The sequence below is a fragment of the Acinetobacter bereziniae genome (assembly GCF_016576965.1).
Taxonomy (GTDB): Bacteria; Pseudomonadota; Gammaproteobacteria; order Pseudomonadales; family Moraxellaceae; genus Acinetobacter; species Acinetobacter bereziniae.
The window spans coordinates 3,088,937-3,107,033 of the sequence record NZ_CP066119.1; the positions used below are offsets into that span (position 1 = coordinate 3,088,937).

Annotated in this window: 15 protein-coding genes; 4 read left to right on the top strand and 11 right to left on the bottom strand. The window is 37.2% G+C overall.

Features of this window, described 5'->3' with window-relative positions; all coding sequences use genetic code 11:
* Window positions 1-35: 35 nt before the first annotated feature.
* From pdxR to I9192_RS14520, 4 genes are all read left to right on the top strand, one after another.
* Window positions 36-1,538, top strand: a complete 1,503-nt coding sequence (pdxR, locus tag I9192_RS14505; protein ID WP_034708399.1) for a MocR-like pyridoxine biosynthesis transcription factor PdxR — start codon at window positions 36-38, stop codon at window positions 1,536-1,538.
* A 370-nt stretch (window positions 1,539-1,908) separates the two neighbouring features.
* The gene (locus I9192_RS14510; RefSeq protein WP_151752122.1) at window positions 1,909-3,357 is read left to right on the top strand and encodes an amino acid permease; all 1,449 of its coding nucleotides are present in this window, start codon (window positions 1,909-1,911) and stop codon (window positions 3,355-3,357) included.
* Window positions 3,358-3,863: 506 nt separating this feature from the next.
* Window positions 3,864-4,496 carry a TetR/AcrR family transcriptional regulator gene (locus I9192_RS14515; protein WP_151752121.1) on the top strand — a complete coding sequence of 211 codons (633 nt, stop codon included), beginning with the start codon at window positions 3,864-3,866 and terminating at the stop codon, window positions 4,494-4,496.
* Between the two features lie 54 nt (window positions 4,497-4,550).
* Window positions 4,551-5,384 (top strand): phytanoyl-CoA dioxygenase family protein, encoded by an 834-nt coding sequence (locus tag I9192_RS14520; RefSeq protein ID WP_151752120.1) that lies wholly within the window; start codon window positions 4,551-4,553, stop codon window positions 5,382-5,384.
* A 191-nt stretch (window positions 5,385-5,575) separates the two neighbouring features.
* On the opposite strand, the gene I9192_RS14525 is transcribed toward I9192_RS14520, so the two are convergent.
* From I9192_RS14525 to I9192_RS14575, 11 genes are all read right to left on the bottom strand, one after another.
* Entirely contained in the window at window positions 5,576-5,824 is a 249-nt protein-coding gene (locus I9192_RS14525) for a hypothetical protein (protein ID WP_004829055.1), read from the bottom strand.
* A 1-nt stretch (window position 5,825) separates the two neighbouring features.
* On the bottom strand, window positions 5,826-6,410 hold the full coding sequence (locus I9192_RS14530) for a recombinase family protein (RefSeq protein WP_005032583.1): 585 nt from the start codon (window positions 6,408-6,410) through the stop codon (window positions 5,826-5,828).
* 315 nt (window positions 6,411-6,725) lie between these two features.
* On the bottom strand, window positions 6,726-7,766 hold the full coding sequence (locus tag I9192_RS14535) for a Csu type fimbrial protein (RefSeq protein ID WP_200149875.1): 1,041 nt from the start codon (window positions 7,764-7,766) through the stop codon (window positions 6,726-6,728).
* The gene (locus I9192_RS14540) at window positions 7,763-10,273 is read right to left on the bottom strand and encodes a fimbria/pilus outer membrane usher protein (RefSeq protein ID WP_005032587.1); all 2,511 of its coding nucleotides are present in this window, start codon (window positions 10,271-10,273) and stop codon (window positions 7,763-7,765) included. Before I9192_RS14540 ends, I9192_RS14535 begins: the two co-directional genes overlap by 4 nt.
* The gene (locus I9192_RS14545; RefSeq protein ID WP_004829065.1) at window positions 10,273-11,088 is read right to left on the bottom strand and encodes a fimbrial biogenesis chaperone; all 816 of its coding nucleotides are present in this window, start codon (window positions 11,086-11,088) and stop codon (window positions 10,273-10,275) included. Before I9192_RS14545 ends, I9192_RS14540 begins: the two co-directional genes overlap by 1 nt.
* Before the next feature lie 4 nt (window positions 11,089-11,092).
* Window positions 11,093-11,599: a Csu type fimbrial protein gene (locus I9192_RS14550; RefSeq protein WP_026040330.1), complete on the bottom strand. Its 507-nt coding sequence runs from the start codon at window positions 11,597-11,599 to the stop codon at window positions 11,093-11,095.
* Between the two features lie 9 nt (window positions 11,600-11,608).
* Entirely contained in the window at window positions 11,609-12,163 is a 555-nt protein-coding gene (locus I9192_RS14555; RefSeq protein ID WP_004829068.1) for a spore coat protein U domain-containing protein, read from the bottom strand.
* Window positions 12,164-12,225: 62 nt separating this feature from the next.
* Window positions 12,226-12,762: a Csu type fimbrial protein gene (locus tag I9192_RS14560; RefSeq protein ID WP_004829070.1), complete on the bottom strand. Its 537-nt coding sequence runs from the start codon at window positions 12,760-12,762 to the stop codon at window positions 12,226-12,228.
* Between the two features lie 892 nt (window positions 12,763-13,654).
* The gene (locus I9192_RS14565) at window positions 13,655-15,055 is read right to left on the bottom strand and encodes an aminotransferase (protein ID WP_004829071.1); all 1,401 of its coding nucleotides are present in this window, start codon (window positions 15,053-15,055) and stop codon (window positions 13,655-13,657) included.
* Window positions 15,056-15,077: 22 nt separating this feature from the next.
* Entirely contained in the window at window positions 15,078-16,481 is a 1,404-nt protein-coding gene (locus tag I9192_RS14570; protein WP_005032590.1) for an APC family permease, read from the bottom strand.
* 51 nt (window positions 16,482-16,532) lie between these two features.
* Window positions 16,533-17,822, bottom strand: coding sequence for a flavin-containing monooxygenase (locus I9192_RS14575; protein WP_005032592.1), 1,290 nt, complete (start codon window positions 17,820-17,822; stop codon window positions 16,533-16,535).
* Between the last annotated feature and the right edge of the window lie 275 nt (window positions 17,823-18,097).

An 18,097-nucleotide genomic window follows, 5' to 3' on the forward strand; every position in this document is an offset into this window, starting at 1 on the left:
CGAGAGCCACTTTTTATTTTTGGGAGAGAGCCAATTTGCAAAGCTTACTTGGAGATTATTTACTACAACGCTTGCAGCAAGATGTTGAAGGAACACTACAATTGCGTGTTTTTCGCTGTTTGCGCAATGCCATTATTCAGGGTGTCCTTGCTCCCAAGACTCGCTTACCCGCTTCACGAGATCTTGCAAAAGAAATAAAAGTATCACGCAACACAGTGTTAAGTGCTTATGAACAATTAAGAGCACAAGGATATGTTGAAGCCCGCACAGGGCAAGGGACTTGGATTGCAGAAAAAATACCTGAATCGTTCTTGATCAAAGCAGAAAATAACATTTGCCACACTGAAGAAAATAAACAAAACGAGTCCTATAACCTATCTCAAAGAGGTTCTTATCTGGTCGGTTATTCGGCAGCATCTCCTTATCAATGGGGGGCTTTTGTTCCAGGTGCACCCGATGTAACCGAATTCCCGCATCATATATTCAGTCGAATCCAGACCCGTTTAAGCCGTGAACCCAGTGTTAGTCAATTGATTTACAGTAATGAAGGTGGATCTATTGAATTACGTCAAGCACTTGCCGAATATCTTACGATTGCACGGTCTGTGCAGTGTGATGCAGATCAAATCATCATTACCGAAGGCACACATCAAGCCATTGATTTAGTTTCACGTACCTTAAGTGATTTAGGAGATGACGTCTGGATTGAAGACCCTGCCTATTGGGGAATTCGTAATATTTTACGCATCAATGGTGTTCACATACGTGCTCTACCTGTGGATCAACATGGTATTATTCCTGACCTTGATGTTAAAGAATCGCCAAAGTTAATCTTTGTCACGCCTTCGCATCAATATCCTTTGGGATCACATTTGAGCCTTGAACGACGCAAGCAGCTCATCGCATTTGCTCGTCAGCATAAAAGTTGGATTATCGAAGATGATTATGACAGTGAATTCAGATTTTCAGGACAACCTTACCCTTCCTTGCAAGGTCTTGAAGACGATTCTCCCGTCATTTATATGGGAACATTCAGTAAAACAATTTATCCAGCATTACGTATAGGTTATCTGGTTGTCCCCAAAAAGCTATTTTCACCTTTACGAGTTGCAGCTTCAGAATTGTATCGAGGAGGTCATTTACTAGATCAGACCATATTGGCTGAGTTTATTCGTGAAGGGCATTATGAAGCACATATTCGCAGGATGCGCCTTCTATACAGTAAACGCCATGCCTTCTTGGTTGACTTAATCCATAGGCATCTGGGACAAAATTTTCTTCATGAATACAATACAGCAGCGGGTTTGCACCTTATTTTAAAATTACCAAGTGACAGTAATGATGTATTGATTGCTGCAAATGCCTTAGAGAAAGGCGTAAAAGTTCGAGCCCTTTCTCAATATTATACCAAACAATATTCTACCCAGCATAAGGGACTATTGCTTGGTTTTGCTTGTGTCAATGAACAAAAGATACTGATTGCTTTCGGTATCTTATTAGAATGTTTACGTGATGCAGGTATTCAAACTTTAAATTAAGAAATAATCGTAACTCAGTATTTTAATCATAATTCAGCTTTAAAAAATCTCTTTATAAATTTTCTATTCATGCGCTGCCTAATTCGTTTTTTCATACACTTTTCATTATTTAAATAAATTGGCTCCTTTAAATACATAAAAAATGGCTCTAGTCACCTCATAACAAAAAAGAGAGATTACCAACACTATAGCTTAAAACAATCAGATAGCAGCAGTTACCACTCAAGCAAACAGTAGTGTTATCACATTTTAAGCTGGCTAAATTTTAAGTCGATACTTAAGCCATCAGTCATCGCTTCAATGGATAAATAGTTCAAGGATGGAGATAGCACCACCTTGCAACCATATAAAGAATATTAAGGGAAATAATATGATAACAAATCAACCTAACTCAATAGATGATTCATCTCAAGGTCTAAAAAGTGGACTTAAGCCACGTCATCTTACAATGATTTCAATTGCTGGAGTAATAGGCGCCGCTTTATTTATAGGTTCAGGAAGTGTGATTTATTCCACAGGGCCCGCTGCGCTTATAGCCTACTCATTAGGAGGGCTTCTCGTTCTTTTAATTATGCGAATGTTAGGTGAAATGGCTGTACTCAACCCAGACAGTGGATCATTTTCAACCTATGCAGACAGAGGAATTGGTCGTTGGGCAGGATTTTCTATCGGGTGGTTATATTGGTCATTTTGGACTTTATTAATGGGTTGGGAAGCATTTGTTGCGGGAAAGATCCTTAATAGTTGGTTTCCGTTTATTCCGATTTGGGGCTATATGTTACTGGTGACAATAAGCCTAGTATGGGTAAATTTACGCAATGTCAAAAACTATGGTGAGTTTGAATTCTGGTTTGCCATGATTAAAGTAGTTGCGATTGTCCTCTTCTTGGTGATCGGAAGTTTAGCGGTTTTACATCTTTGGCCTTGGGGTGATGCCTCTATGCTAGGTGGTGTTACTCATTTGACTTCTAATGAATTTATGCCCAATGGATTTTCAGCCGTGATCACGGCATTACTTGGTGTTATGTTTGCTTACATGGGTGCAGAAATTGTCACTGTTGCAGCTGCCGAGACAAATAACCCTGCGAAAGAAATTCGAAAAGCATCAAACTCAATTGTATGGCGAATCATATTATTCTACGTTGGTTCAATGTTCATTACTGTTTGTTTAATTCCTTACAATAACCCTTTACTCAAAGACCCGACTTGGGGAACATACAGTGTAACTTTAACTGCGCTTGGTATCCCAGAAGCTAGACATATTGTCAATTTTGTCGTTTTAACCTCTGTATGTAGTTGCTTTAACTCTGCGTTATACACCTGTTCACGGATGATGTATTCCCTTTCAAAACGTGGTGATGCGCCCAAAAGTTTCGCATTAACGAATCGCAATAATAGTCCTTGGATTGGGGTCATCTTTTCAAGTATATTTTCAATTATTGCTGCATATCTAACTGCAACAGAAAGTATGAATATTTATGACGTTCTTATGCTAGCAACAGGTACCGTTTCATTATATGTCTACCTCGTTATCGCGATTTCACAGTTAAAACTGCGTAAAAAACTTGAAGCTGAAGGAAAAAAAATTCCATTCAAAATGTGGTTGTTTCCTTGGCTAACCTATGTGGTGATCATTTTTATTGTTGTTGCTTTAATTACGATGGTAATTGAAGGAACTTATTTTAAAGAGGTTTCCTATACAACCCTTCTTGCGGTATTTATTGTTGCTCTTGGCATCTGTGCTCAAAAGTTTAATTGGGGTAAAGATTCTCTCAACAAAACGAAGCAAGACAAAATCAACTTAACTGATCATTCTTGATGAGCCAATTTAGCACAAAAACTCACAAGCCCTATCACCATTTTATTGCTAAAACCGCTTTAGATATGGCTTATGCATTTTGAAAATAGATAAAGTCTGTTGACACTTCACAGATGCTTGCGACAGCGAAGTGTCAATAGCCCCTAAGTCGAATTAAATTACATCGCAGTAACTCAAATACGCCTCATATATAGTGTGTTATTCAGATCGTAAGACTAATCATCATTTCATCAAAATAAATACACAACAAACATTTGTTCGTCATACAAGCCTAGACATTCTCTATGTATAGCTTGGGTACTTATTCTCCTTTCTTTCCAGAAATTATAAAGAAACCGATCTATTTAATCATTGACTCATCGCTATTCAACAGGACTGATCATTTTTCTAGACCTATTAAGCTTTAGTGTATTACAAAAATGTAATTAAGAAATAACTGCTATTGGCTTGATCTATTTCTAAAATCAAACTAAATTGAATTCAATTCAATTTTTAAAGAACAAAAAATGACTGATAAAAAGATGGACACTTACCTTCGCCTCATTGCTGCGGCAGAACAAGAGTTAATCGCAAACAATGGTCATATGGAAATTAGTGCGATTGCTAAACGAGCAAATAGCTCTGTAGGACTCACCTATCACCACTTTGGTTCCAAAACAGGTTTAATCGCTGCAGTTGTTGACCAATTTTATGAACCACTCAGAGAAATTGCTTTAGGTAACGGGATTTCAATAGGCCTCGAGTGGCGTGAAAGAGAAAAGGCACGTACCAAAGCAATCATTGATTATTTTTATAGTCATCCTCTAGCGCCCTTGATTGCAGGTCGTCTTGCTCGTGAACCTGAAGTACTCGATATCGAACGTGCACATATCCAAGCTTTAATCGAACAAGGTGTTCGCAATATTGCTCAAGGGCAAAAGTTAGGACTAATTCCTCTTACACTTGATCCTGAAATCACAGTAGCCATGTTAATGGGTGGCTTACGCCTTGCCATAGATCAAGCTTTGCTTACAGAGCAAAAGCCATCGAATACAACATTGTTGGAACAGCTTTGGTTACTGATCAGCAATACTTTACAACTTGAACCTATCCCAACACCCCATACATCCAAAGTCGTTATGAATAAAAAACTGAACTAAATACTGAGCATCAATATTTTGTTTTAAGGAACATCAAAAAGGGAGTTTTGAAGGATGAAGCAATTCAATATTCATGAATATCAACAGCGTGATCAAGCACAAACATATCGTCAGTTACAGACAGGTTCGGAGCGAAATACAGCTGAAATTGATCAAGATTTCGAAAAATTGATGCGCGATGGCTATGTCATTATCAAAAATTTAATTTCTCAAGAAAGCTGCCAAGCAATTAAACAAGAAGCATATGCCTTGCTTGAGCGAAAAGGACGAAATTCATTCGAGGGACTGCAAACACAACGTGTATATAATGTCCTCGCTAAAACGCGCGTCACTGATCAACTTGCAGTACACCCACAAATTCTAGGTTTAATGGATCGTTTGTTTGAACCAGGCTTTCTACTTTCACAAAGCCAAATGATCAATATTCTTCCAGAAGAGTCAGCACAACATTTACATTATGATGATGCATTCTATCGCCTACCTCGCCCTAGAAAAGCACTCGGTGCAGCAACAATTTGGGCAATTGATGACTTTACTGAACACAATGGAGCGACAGTGGTTGTGCCGAAAAGTCATTGTTGGGGTGACGATCAAATTGCTCAAAGATCAGCAGCAATATCTGCTGTAATGCCAGCAGGCTCTGTATTGTTTTTTCTGGGTACAACATGGCATGGTGGAGGAGAAAATCAGACCAAAGCACCTCGCTTAGCGGTGACACATCAGTACTGTGAGGCTTATTTACGACAGCAAGAAAATTATTTGCTTGAGCTATCAAAAGAGACTGTAAAGTCGCTTTCACCTCCCCTTCAGGCACTGGTAGGATACTCCATCTATCCACCCTTTATGGGCATGGTCGATGGTATGCACCCACTTAGAACATTGGAATAATGGGTTTTAAGTTTTAAAATAACCAAATGAATGTCATCATTTGGTTATAGGGCTTCATGGGTTTACTTTTATAGTAGCTTTTATTATGAATTTTCCTTTTATCCTAAACATCTCTCATCGAGAGAAGTTACCTTCGATATTTATATCACTCAACACACAAATGTTTTGATCAAAGAATTTAAATATAAAAATTAATTTCTCAAATCAACAGCATATGTGAGAGAACCATATAAAAAAGTAATACGCCTTCCCTCATAAGCAACATTTAAAACCTTATACTTAATCAGACCATCTACAGAGTAAATCTCAATTTGATGAATTTTATCACTTACCCAAGGATTTTTATTAAAATGATATCTTAATTGAACAGCCATCGTTTTTTCTATATTGTCTTTATGCCTAGCTCTTACTAAACGATTTATTTTGGTTTTCTTTTTCATTTTAATCCTCATAATTAATATTTGCAGTTGCCTGAGAAAGTAGTCGTTGAATGACCGATCTAGCTACAGAGTATTGTCGAGCTAAAGCATATACACTTTGCCCATTTTTAAATTTTTCTATAATTTCTTTTTTCTTCTTTTTAGTTAATATCTCGGGTCGACCTATTTTATTTATCTTTTTACGCCCGCCCATTTTTTCGAGTTTAACTTTTCGATCAAAATCAGAACACATTTTTAAAAAATGGAAGAATATTTTTTTAACATCTCCTTTTATTTCTTTTTTTGAAAACTCTAAACACACTAAACGTATCCCCTTTTTAAAAATAGTACTGACATTTGAATATATTTCTTTAAAATCACTTCCTAATGAATCTATTCCATCAATGATTAAAAGATCTCCACTTTCAAGTGTATAATTAATTAATATAATTAACTTTTGTCTAAATTTTAATGGTATCCCGATCTTCACCTGCTCAAAAATAAATCTATTTTTTGGAATTTCATAACCATACTTTTTAAGATAATCAACATAATTAAAATCCTCCTTTGAGACCTCTTCAGTTCTAAAATATGCATAAGCACGCACAATAGTTCCTCTTTAAACAACAATACCTACATCCAAAATTCAAGAAATATTTAGAACCATCTAATATTTAAAAACACATATGGAACATTTATTTATCAGCAAGACAATCTTAACCAAAAATAAGGGTTCATTATAAAACTGATAGATATATTGTTTAAAAATTTATTTTATTTATTAATTATTATATAATTTAATTACCAATCACAATTAGAGCAGCGCTTTAAATAAAAATTTAAATCTGCTCTAAGTATAATCAGTCATATCATACAGATAATATGACTTATCTATTCATAAATTAATCTTGGGGTTTTCATCTTAAAATTCGACCTTAACAGTTAATTTATCGCTATAGTTACCTGCAGGTAAGTTATCTGGATTAAAATCAAGCACTTTTGCAGTAAATGAATAACCTTGCTGCGTTAATGCATCATAATTACCAGCATTGGTTGTTGCATTGGCACTTGACCATCGTTCACTGCCCCAATTCCCCCATCGCTCAGTCGTTGAGTTTTTATAAATTTCATAAAGTAAAAAATTATTTCCACTATTTGACTTCATTGCACGCTGAAACCCATTTTGTAGATATAAACCATCATCCAAACTCACCATATAAGGTGTTTTTGCTGAGCAACGAATACCCATAGAAGTCTGTACAGGTTCAAACTCATTGGCAAATGCAGCTGTTCCAAAGTTAATATCATTGGTCGAAATACGACAATCTGGTAAAACATTAATTCTAAGGTTCAGAGATGCATCACGTCCCGAACCCCAACTCATTCCAGCCCCAAAGACACCGCGATAGAAACCAGGGCTTTCCTCAAAAAATCCTATTCCACCTACAGCAACGAAAGGTACGGAATAATACCACTTTACTTTGAAAGGCGTATTGGCTCTATATGTTCCAGGAGGTATAGATTGTCCAGAAGATATTTTCGCATAAAATGGTAAAGCACCATCCACTGTAGAAAAAATATTGAGCAATGAAAAAGTACTCAGATCTCGTTCTGCACCAATCACAATCGGATTGTTATTAATATCCAAATAATTAACTATTAAATTTTCACCCGTTTGGTCATTAATAAAATTGGTCGGCATTTCACTCACCATATATTTTAAATAAGTTCTATTCGCTGCTGCTAAGCTAAAACCTACGCATGATAAGCCTGCACTAAATTGATTGGATTGTGTTCCATTTTCCAACAAACTGATCGATGAGATGGTCCCCATACTGGTATTTCCACTGGAATTAACTGAACAAATCGCTTGGCTCTGACTAGAAATAAGCATTAAACCTGTCAGCACAATACCCGTCGGTATCAAGGTTTTTAAATTCAAGGTTTTTATATTAAAAATCATGGTTGTACAACCTCACGGCAAACAACAGGCTTAACAACAGCAATTTGCTGTTGCGCTTGTTTGAGATCCAATAAAAAGTCTGCTTTGCATAGCTTTTTATCTGATAACTGAATACTGATGCTATTTTCAGCCTTTAAATTTTCAAGATATGCAATTCCGTCCATGCCTACATAGCTAGAATCATGATCAGCACGATGAACCACAGCACCGACAGCAATCGGTTGTCCGTTTTCCTGAACAAGGTAAACGTTCGCGGCATAGGATTGTTTGATTGGGAATTTGACAACGACACCAGAACCCAGTTTTGCAGCAATTCGTTTTTCAACTTGGGTGGCATTAAAGTTAGAGGCTAAATTAATTGGATTAATGCTATATTTGGCAGCGTAATAAGGCGTGACCGATGGTACAAAAATGTAGCCTTTAGAATTACTTTTCCCAATCAGATTATTTTCATAATGTACAGGGACATCGGCGGTCTTATTGGTATCGATCAATGCAAAAGACTGTCCAAGTCGATTTGAAGCAAATATATCTCCAGACATTAAAATGACTGAACCTGACAGACCTAACCAGTAGTTATAATTTTTATCCCCTGACATACCTACATCAGTATTCACATATCGGTTACGATAACTTACACGTGCCTGATTAAAGTCATCGCTATTCTCATTATAACGTCGACTTACATCAAACCCAAAGCCGCCACCCGTTGGAATATTCTGGTTAAAATTAACATAACCATAGTCTCCCTTTGACTGTCTGCTATAACCTAAATTTGTTGAGGTATTGCGTTTTGCTAAAGGAACAGACAATTGAAATGCAACACTCCAATCTTTTTCAACGAAATCGCGATTGGCACTCAACGAAACGGTCGCACCACGCATATAAGGTGGCAAAATAGGTGCCCATGACAGATTCATCAACTTGTTTTCAATATCATTGGTTTTGGAGCGAATATAAGCAACACCAAAACTACCTGAATTTTCAGTTGCAAAGTAGGTATTCGCTACCCAATTTTTGGTACTATTTGCAGAAATCAAATTGCTGTATTGAAGCTTAGAAAGATCAGCATATTCTTTGTCACGCTGTGAATGATTTAAACCAAAACCAAAACGTTTCTGATTGTAGCTATAACCCAATGTATATTGATTTCCATTGAGATTTTTATTTTCAAAACGGTTTAATTCACGGTCAGCCCAACTCTGAGAAACAGAGCTGCTCAACACCCCAAAATGCTTAAGTTTCATGACTGAACCAACTCCAGCCAATCGAATAGCATTTGAAAGTTCTACACGTCCCTCAGTGGTTAACCAGTCATTTACGCCGTAACGTGCATCGGCTGAACCTGCAAATTTGCCATATTCAAAGTTCTTAATTCCATAATCTTCTCTTACCTGCCCCATAGATAATGAATAGTCCAATAGACCAGGTTTAAGTAAGGTATTTGAAACATAAAATGGAACTGCAGTAGACACCTGACGCCCTACACTGTCAGTCGTCACAATCACAGCTTCGCCTTTACCATTGATAAAAGGCATATTATTTAAAATAAAAGGACCTGATTGTATTTCAGTAGAGCTGGTTTTTTGCCCATTAATCAATAAATCAACTGTACTCGGTAATGCTGCTTCTCCTTTAAACTGCGGTAAAGGATAAGTAATCAAATCTGGTCGTGTACCAAAATTACGCTGAATTTGTAAACCGCCTAAGCGAACAGAACTCCCCCAAGCGTTTTTATTGCCAGTCGTGACATCGCCTGCTAAATAGGACAATACCGTGGTTGGATCATCATATTGCCAAGTCGTATCATAACGTCGATAGCCATCATTGTTGAGTTTCGAGTCATTTACAATAGATTTTAAATCTGTTTTCTGATAAATACCTGTATTTTTCAGTACACCATAAGGAGAGAAAAAACGCTGTTCAGTAAATAGTGATGTACTATTTCCCCCCTTCTCAGGACGATAACTATAAAAATCGTAGTTATTCAGTAAACCTGTTCCAGACTCTGCTGTTTGTGCCTTAAACCAAGAATCCTGTCCTCGCATTTGCACAGGCATCCAACTGGCAGGTATATCCACACTAAAATACTGTTTTGCTGAATTGTAATCATATTTCAGTTCAGGGATTTGGTTTAAAGCAACCCAGTCTGATGCCTTCCCTGAAAACCCTAATGTAAAAATCTCTAAATCAGTCAGTATTGTTTCAGGCTGGCTGTCTATATTTTGAAGTGGGATTTTGATTTCCAATTCATCTAATTTAGAGTGTTGAATAAAATAATAATCGCCCTTAACAATCACAGGAACGACCTGTTGAGTTGCATGCTGATTGACGATTAAGTCTAAATAAAGTTTAAATAACCCATTTACTTCAGAAACATCTTTCGGTGCTGGCGGTAAACTATTTGCATATACATGCGTTGCAAATGCAGGAAGATTAGACATCAAAATAAGTGCGAGACTTCTGCATAAAAAAGAAGGTGGATTTGAGTCGGAGATATAGCGCATTACTGCCCTCCTTCTTTTTTCATTTCAATGAGAGCTTGTTTAGTACCTGAAGTATCTACACCATACAAAGTATTCTGCTGATTCAAACGCGTAAATACTGACTGATCCAACTCAAATTTCATCGTACTGTTTGCCAGGATATATCCAAAGGCTGCTTTCCCGAGTACGATTTGCTCTGAATTGGGACTCAACTGAATACCCGAAAGCCGAGAGAATTTCATTCCTTTATTTTGAATATAAAGCTCTGGTACACCTTGTGGGTTGTTTTTAATCCACCAGCTCAATATCGGCTTTGCCAATGTATTTTTGGCATTTATTTTTTGTGAGCTTTCACTCAAACCACTCCCCAATCCATTTCCATAAGCAAAAAGCGGAATTGAATAACGCATCTGAAAACTTACAGTGGATGTATTCTGATCTGAATTTGAATCTAAGTTAATGGGTAATTCATCAACAACGATTCGATAAGCATCTTCTTTTCCAGCACCTGTGTTGATCGCTCTCGTCAATCGCAACATATGTTTCTCACCCGCCTTTATTTTAGCAACAGGCGGGCTGGGAATGATTTCAGTTTGCTCTTGGTAGGAATCTTGTTGATTTGTTTGATCCCATTTAAAAACTCGAACCTGTACCATCGCATCAGATTTTCCAGTATTTTCTAACCATACTGCTGATGCTTTTTCGTTTGCTTCAATTTTTGGATAAATGGGCCAAATCAAAAAAGTCGCTTGGGCAAATACTGATGAAGCCATTATCGACACAAATACAGCAGATAATGTTCTGCCTGACCATAATTTCATTTTATATACGTTCATATCATCACCAGGTAATCGTTATTGCGACCATATCTTTATAAAGTCCAGCCGATCGTGGTTGATTGTTGTTATCTAAATCTGTAAAAGCATACACAGAAAAATTCAATAACGGATCTGAAACAGTGGTTGGGGTAAGTGTGTAGGCATTTCCACTTACATACTCACTCAGCAAATTAATATCTCGATATAGTTGATAAGATATAAACTCATTTTCTTGAGCATGTTTCATCCGTCGGGAGGAATTTGAAAAGTAATCTCCGCTATTCAACATGATCTTTACAGGCAATTGCTCAGTACAACGAATATTCCAACTTTGTGCAGTATTCGACCCACCCCACAAAAGTTTGTCCTGCGACACCACAGGATGACGACCAAAATCAATTAACTGTTCAACTTTGCTCAACTCACACCCTTTATCTATGGTCGCTTGAACCTGAAATGTGGCTGTAGTTTGTGAGTAAGCACCCGCTGCATTCAACATTAGTAGAATACTCAAAGCTATTTTTTTCATGATTTTTCTTTAAAATTCAATAGTAATTGGAATCGTATCGGTATAATGACCCAGAGAAACTGGCTGCCCGTTATTGACAGTCTGCCCAATTAAATCAAGTGTCTGTGGTTGACCATTGTTATTCAAAGTAATGAATTGATTTGGTCTAAGCACATCTCTATTACTTCCATATAAAATATTGTAAGCAAGATAATCGGTGCCATTACTCATTGCGCGGAAGTAATTTGTACGAAAAGACAATGGCACTTGCCCATCATTTTGACCATTTCCGAAAGTGATTTTGATTGGCGAATTATTCAAACATTGAATCGTTAGACCTGAACCAGAAGCATTGGTTAAGCCAGTCTCAATAACATGATTAAATGAAGCCATTGTTTCGCCAAAATCCAATTGACCTAGATTTAACCCACTTGCCCCACTACTCACAGTTTGGTTATTGACCTGACAGGAAGATTCAAGCTCTATCTGCAATTTGAGCTTAGCGCCCAACTGCCCTGCATGTACAAATGTTGCAATAAAACCACAAGTTAGAAATCCCACGCATTGTTTAAAAAATAAATGCATACGCTCCTCCTCTAGGCAGATTTGCTACGCATAACAAATCTGCTCATTGTTACGTATACAGATTAGAAATTAACAGTCACTAATAAAGTATCTTCATAGTCACCTTGTGCTTTTGCAGTACCGCTATTCGCAGCAATTGCACCAAAAATTGGCACCTGTTCAGCTGCGCCAGAAGCAGCGGTAAAATTTTGTGGTGTATTGATTGCATAGGGTGTTGTACGTGCAGCATCACGGTATACGTTATAGCTTACTGTGTCCGCGCTTGCTGTGTTCTTAAGACTACGGTCAGCACGTTGCCCACCATCGATTGCTACAGTAAAGTTAACAGGTGTCGTACTGTCACATTTTACATTGAGATGACTCCCTGTCGCTGAAGCTGCAACTTGCGCAGTCAGGATGTTGTCCCAATTTCCCGATGTTTTTCCAAAATCCAACGTACCAAACTGGTTAATATTACCTGCCACTGAAGAGCCTTCTACAGCACAACCTGTTGAAACATTGAGTTTTACATCTACCTGACCAGTGACAGCAGCCTGTGCAGTTGCGATATACCCTGTGCCCAACAGTAAAGAAAGTGTTAATTTTTTAAGAATATTCATACTAAATCCCATGATATGTATTATTTGTTAACTGCGACACATTAAATGTGAATGCGAACAAATCATTACATGCGACTCAATACCGCTCAATAAACACACAAAAGAATAGAAAAAACCACAGAATAACCTATTGATTTTTATATAAAAATTTAAAAAATCATATGTACTAAATTACACAATAGTTTAAAACATATGAATAAAACATATTTAAATCAGAATTTTAGTAAAAAAATTAAAAATTATTATTTAATATCAATAAATTACATATAACAAAAATGCAACCCCCTACATTCTTTTTTTATAGTTAGCTTAAAAATAAGACTTCATCGAATGATGATCAAGAGTTGTATTGATTTAACGACTTCAATGATAAAAGAATGAGCGACATGCTGGATATTAGATTTTTGCGAAAATAGTCAAAGAAGTGATTTTCAATGAGGGGAAGTATTTTTATTAAGTCATATCAAACATCACACAAATTAAACTCATCATCACTATTCTTGAAAACTCGCATCATATAAATAAAGTGTTTTCAATGCCTGCAATTTTGTCCAAAATTTCGCTTAATTTGTGTAGAAGGTGCTCTACTTTTCTTGGGAGAAAAGTAGCAAAAGCCCTTTGTTGGTCGAAGGTAGATACTTATCACTCTTGAGTAAGGGCAGTATCTATACCACCAAACGCGATAGCAATTTCAAATAAAATAGGCAAAAGGAAAAGCAAAATTAATTTACATTTTGAATTCTATATAAAATTTTTGCTGGAATAAAAGTAAGTTGAATTAGCATGAGTTTAACTTAATTCGATGAATCATATAATTTGTTATAAAAAATCAAGATTTAAATGTATTTCATTTAAATCTTGATTTCTTTAAAGTTAATTTATTTTTTTCAGATTAAGCAGCTAAATGACCTTCAAATCTCAAATCAGCTGTTGTACTTAAAATTGCTTTGCGTAAAGTTCTAACCATGAAGTCTACATGTTGTTTATTGAGGATTAATGGTGGAGACATGATGTTCATATGTCCGACAGGACGAATAATTAAACCCTCTTTCTGACAGTATTCAGCGATTCGAGCACCGACATTGACAGAACTCGGGAAAAGCGTTTTGGTTTTTTTATCGGCTAAATTTTCAATACACATCATAAATTTCTTACCGCGTACCTCTCCAACGATGTCTAAATCAACCAGCGTTTTTAATTGATCTTCAAAGTATTGTCCGACATCTTGAACGTGTTCAAGCAAATTTTCACGTTCAATAATTTCGATATTCTTTAAAGCAGCTGCACAGGAAACAGGATGCCCCGAATAGGTAAAACCATGGGTAAATAGTGCCCCATCTGCTTGAGGTTGATTGATGACCTCATAAATCTCATCAGAAATAATTGTTGCCCCCAAAGGTAAGTAACCAGAAGATAAACCTTTGGCACAGGTAATAATATCTGGAACAATCCCGAATTCAGATTCCGAAGCAAAGAAATACCCAATACGCCCAAATGCAGTCACCACTTCATCTGATACATATAAAACTCCATATTTACGGCAAATTTCTAAAGTTTTTGTATGGTAACCCTCAGGTGGCACAATCACTCCGCCAGCCCCCATAATCGGTTCGGCAAAAAATGCAGCGACATTTTCTGGACCCAGTTCCAAAATTTTATTTTCGAGCTCCAGTACCTTTTCATTGCAAAATTCGTCAAGACTCTGACCTTCTGCTCTGCGGTATGGATTTGGACATGAAATATGGTGTACCAATTCACGGTCAATATCAAAACCAATATGATCAAACTCAACACCTGTGAGTGACATACTGATATAGGTACTACCGTGATAACCATCTTTTCGAGAAATTAACTTTTTCTTGGTCGGTTTTCCCAACTGATTAAAATAAAAGTGAATCACACGTACTGCTGTATCATTAGCAACTGAACCCCCGCAACCAAACAGCACATGATTTAAATTTCCTGGTGCCAATTCTGCTATTTTTGCCGACAATTGTGCAGCAGGAATCGAAGTATGATGCCCAAATGCAGAATAATAAGGGATTTGCATCACCTGTTCTGAAATGGCATCAGCGATTTCTTTGCGTCCATAGCCAACATTGACACACCATAGACCACCGATTCCATCTAGATATTTATTTCCCTCTGCATCAAAAACATAACATCCTTCGCTATGTGCAAGAATCATTGCACCTTCATCTTTAAAAGTCGCAAAGTCAGTCCAAGGATGAATATGGTGTTCTTTGTCTTTCTTCCAAATTTCAGTAATTTGTGTTGTTGATAACTGTTTCATGTGATAACTCCTTGTTAAAATTTCATTTCATCAAGCTTTCGATTGAGTGAGGTTGAAAGAGTTGTTGCTTCATTGCCAATTTGATCCAAAGAATGCTGATGATGGTGGTCAGTCCAATAACAACACCCACCCAAGTAAATATTTTGACTCTCAAATCAGGCGTAGGAACGGCATAGAAAATCGTTAAGACCATCCCAACAATGCCGCTGATTTGTAGGAATGGATAAAATGGTGCTTTATAAGGTCGGGACATTTTGGGATAACGTTGACGCAGAACCATGACATTGATATGTGCAATGATGTAAGCGATCAACCAAGAGATACATGCCGCTGTTAAGAGAACTTTAATGACTTCGGTTTCACGCTGCGATAACAACATTGGAATCATGATGATGACCGCAACGAAAAGCACACCCACCCATGGCACATTATTTTTCTGATTGACTTGAGCAAATATGGATAAAACTTGTTTATTCAGCGCCATTCCCTGCAACATCCGTGGTAAGGCAGCTAAGGTCGCATTTAAAGTACTTAAGGTTGCAAATAATGCACCAACAGCAATAAACAACAATCCTGTTGGACCAAAGACCGCTGTTGCATATTCAATATGTGGGGTCAAAGAATTGACCAGATGATCTTGAGGTAAAAAAAATAGCGCTCCCAAACCATATAATGAAATCGTGATAAATATCGTGCTAAGCCCGATATACATCGCTCGGGGAATATTTTTACTGGCATTTTTTGATTCCTCGATCATCGGGACCACAAACTCTACCCCGACAAATCCCCAAAATGCTAAAGCAACAAGTGCTACAGTATTGCTATCAAATTTTATGTGGTGATCCACGACTTGAGTATGTGGATAATACCAACCGGTAATTGCAAAAATTCCCAGCAAAAGTAGTAAAACAACCATGACAAAAGCCACGATATTTTGAACTTTTGAAAAAATATCAATTTTCAGCAGATTTAAACCGACTGAAATAAATAAAATAATAAAACCGATGCCAAAATAAGGTACATCTAGTTTAAATATCTTTCTAATGACATCATCAATTAAAATCAATTCTGCTGAAACAGCAAACATCGCAACCAAAATATAACCGCAAAATACCGAAAGCATCGCGGGCAAATGCCCAGTTGCTACTAGGCTATAATCACTGATACTGCCACTCTTAGGAATGAGAAGCGCTAACTCTGCAAATGAAGTTGCATAGCTGATAGCTAGAAAAAAACCGATGATCAGTGGGATAAAAAAACTGATCCCACTTAAACCAAAGCCTTGCAAAATAATCACCATCACCCCTTGCGAGAGGACCAAGCCAACGGCAATAGCGATTAAATTAAACAAGCTTAGTTTTTTCTCACTCATTGTTTTCGCATGATAAATTAAACTGCGTCCATGCTTATTATTTTGTCCTGTCATCTGCTCCTCCCTCCTAGAGTGAAGATTAAAGATTTGAATTTAAATATTATTTCATGCAGTTTTTTCTTGTTGGATGAATAAAAGTCTTTGTGTTTTATCTTGATATTCTAAATATTTACGTTGAATATCGATGTGCCCTGCAATACGTTTGGCATCATGCCATACCCCCCAAATAAAACTTGAACCGCGCCCATATAGATAAGGCAAGCCAACAAAATAAACCCCTGGTTCAGTGGATACACCTAACTTATGATTGGGTTTACCATTCACATCAAAGGCATTTACATCTAACCAATCATAGTCATAGCCAAAACCTGATGCCCAAATAATTGAGCCAATGCTGGCTTGAGCTAAATCCAGCGTTAAGATCGGTTGTTGAATACATTGAGCATCTTTCAAGATATGGCGAGCTTCTGGTTCTTCGGTTAAATCGATACCCGTACGTCGAACATACGCGTCTGCGGCATCTAGAAATTCAAAATATGCCTGATCACTTTCTTGTAAATTCTTTTGCAGATCATCGTGAAAACTTACGTTATCTTGATCAAATTGTTTTGTCATCCCTACAAGCGTAATGCCTTCAATTGCCAATCGTCTAAAATCAATCGATTGCCCTCCATGTGCCCCACTGACCGCCAAGCCTTTTAAAGGTCCTGTATCGGTTTTGCTGCTGTCCCATCCGCCCAATACACCTAGCCACCACACATTATCACGTTGCCGATAAACACGAGGTGGTCGCTCATGACGCCCCACAGATAAATAGACTTTTTTGCCAGCACGATTTAATTCATCAGCAATTTGCACACCTGAAGAACCTGCCCCTACAACCAAGACAGCACCATCTGGCATTTGCTCTGGGTTCTTGTATTGATCAGAATGTATCTGGTACAAATCTTGTCTTTTCGGTGCTATCTCAGGAATCATGGCTTTTTGAAATGGCCCTGTTGCCACCACAACCCGATGTGCTTTTAAGGTACCTTGAGATGTTGCAACAATAAATCCTGCCCCTTGCGGATTGGTTTGTACTTTTTTGACTTCTACATGTGTATAAATAGGCGCATTAAATCGCTTGGCATATTTTTCAAAGTACTCCGCAACTTGATCATGGTGTACAAAACTATCTGGATCTGCATCAAACGCCATATTGGGAAAGCGATCATGCCAACAAGGTCCATTGGCCACTAAAGAATCCCAACGGCGTGTACGCCAAGCTTCCGCTATTCGATTTTTTTCTAAGACCACATGAGGAATGTTTAATTCAGTCAGATGTTCACTCATTGCCACACCAGCTTGACCTGCACCAATAACCACAGTATCTATTTCTAATTGATCTAAACTCATTTTTAATCCTTGTCGAACTGAGTCATTTATTTTCAACAATTCATTGTTGAATCCACTCCAATGTTGTATTTCCCAGCTGTAACGGGTTGTATATATGCTTTGCTTTATATTTCGCTTTGCAGACGTGAAATATCGAAAAGAACAAAAACATTGTTTAAGAAAAATATAGGCAGTTGATGAGTAAAGAGAAAATAGGATATCCAAAACAAATGAATCAAGAAAACTGAACCCAAAAACCAAACCAATGAAATTACTCAATAAATTTTAAATATTTT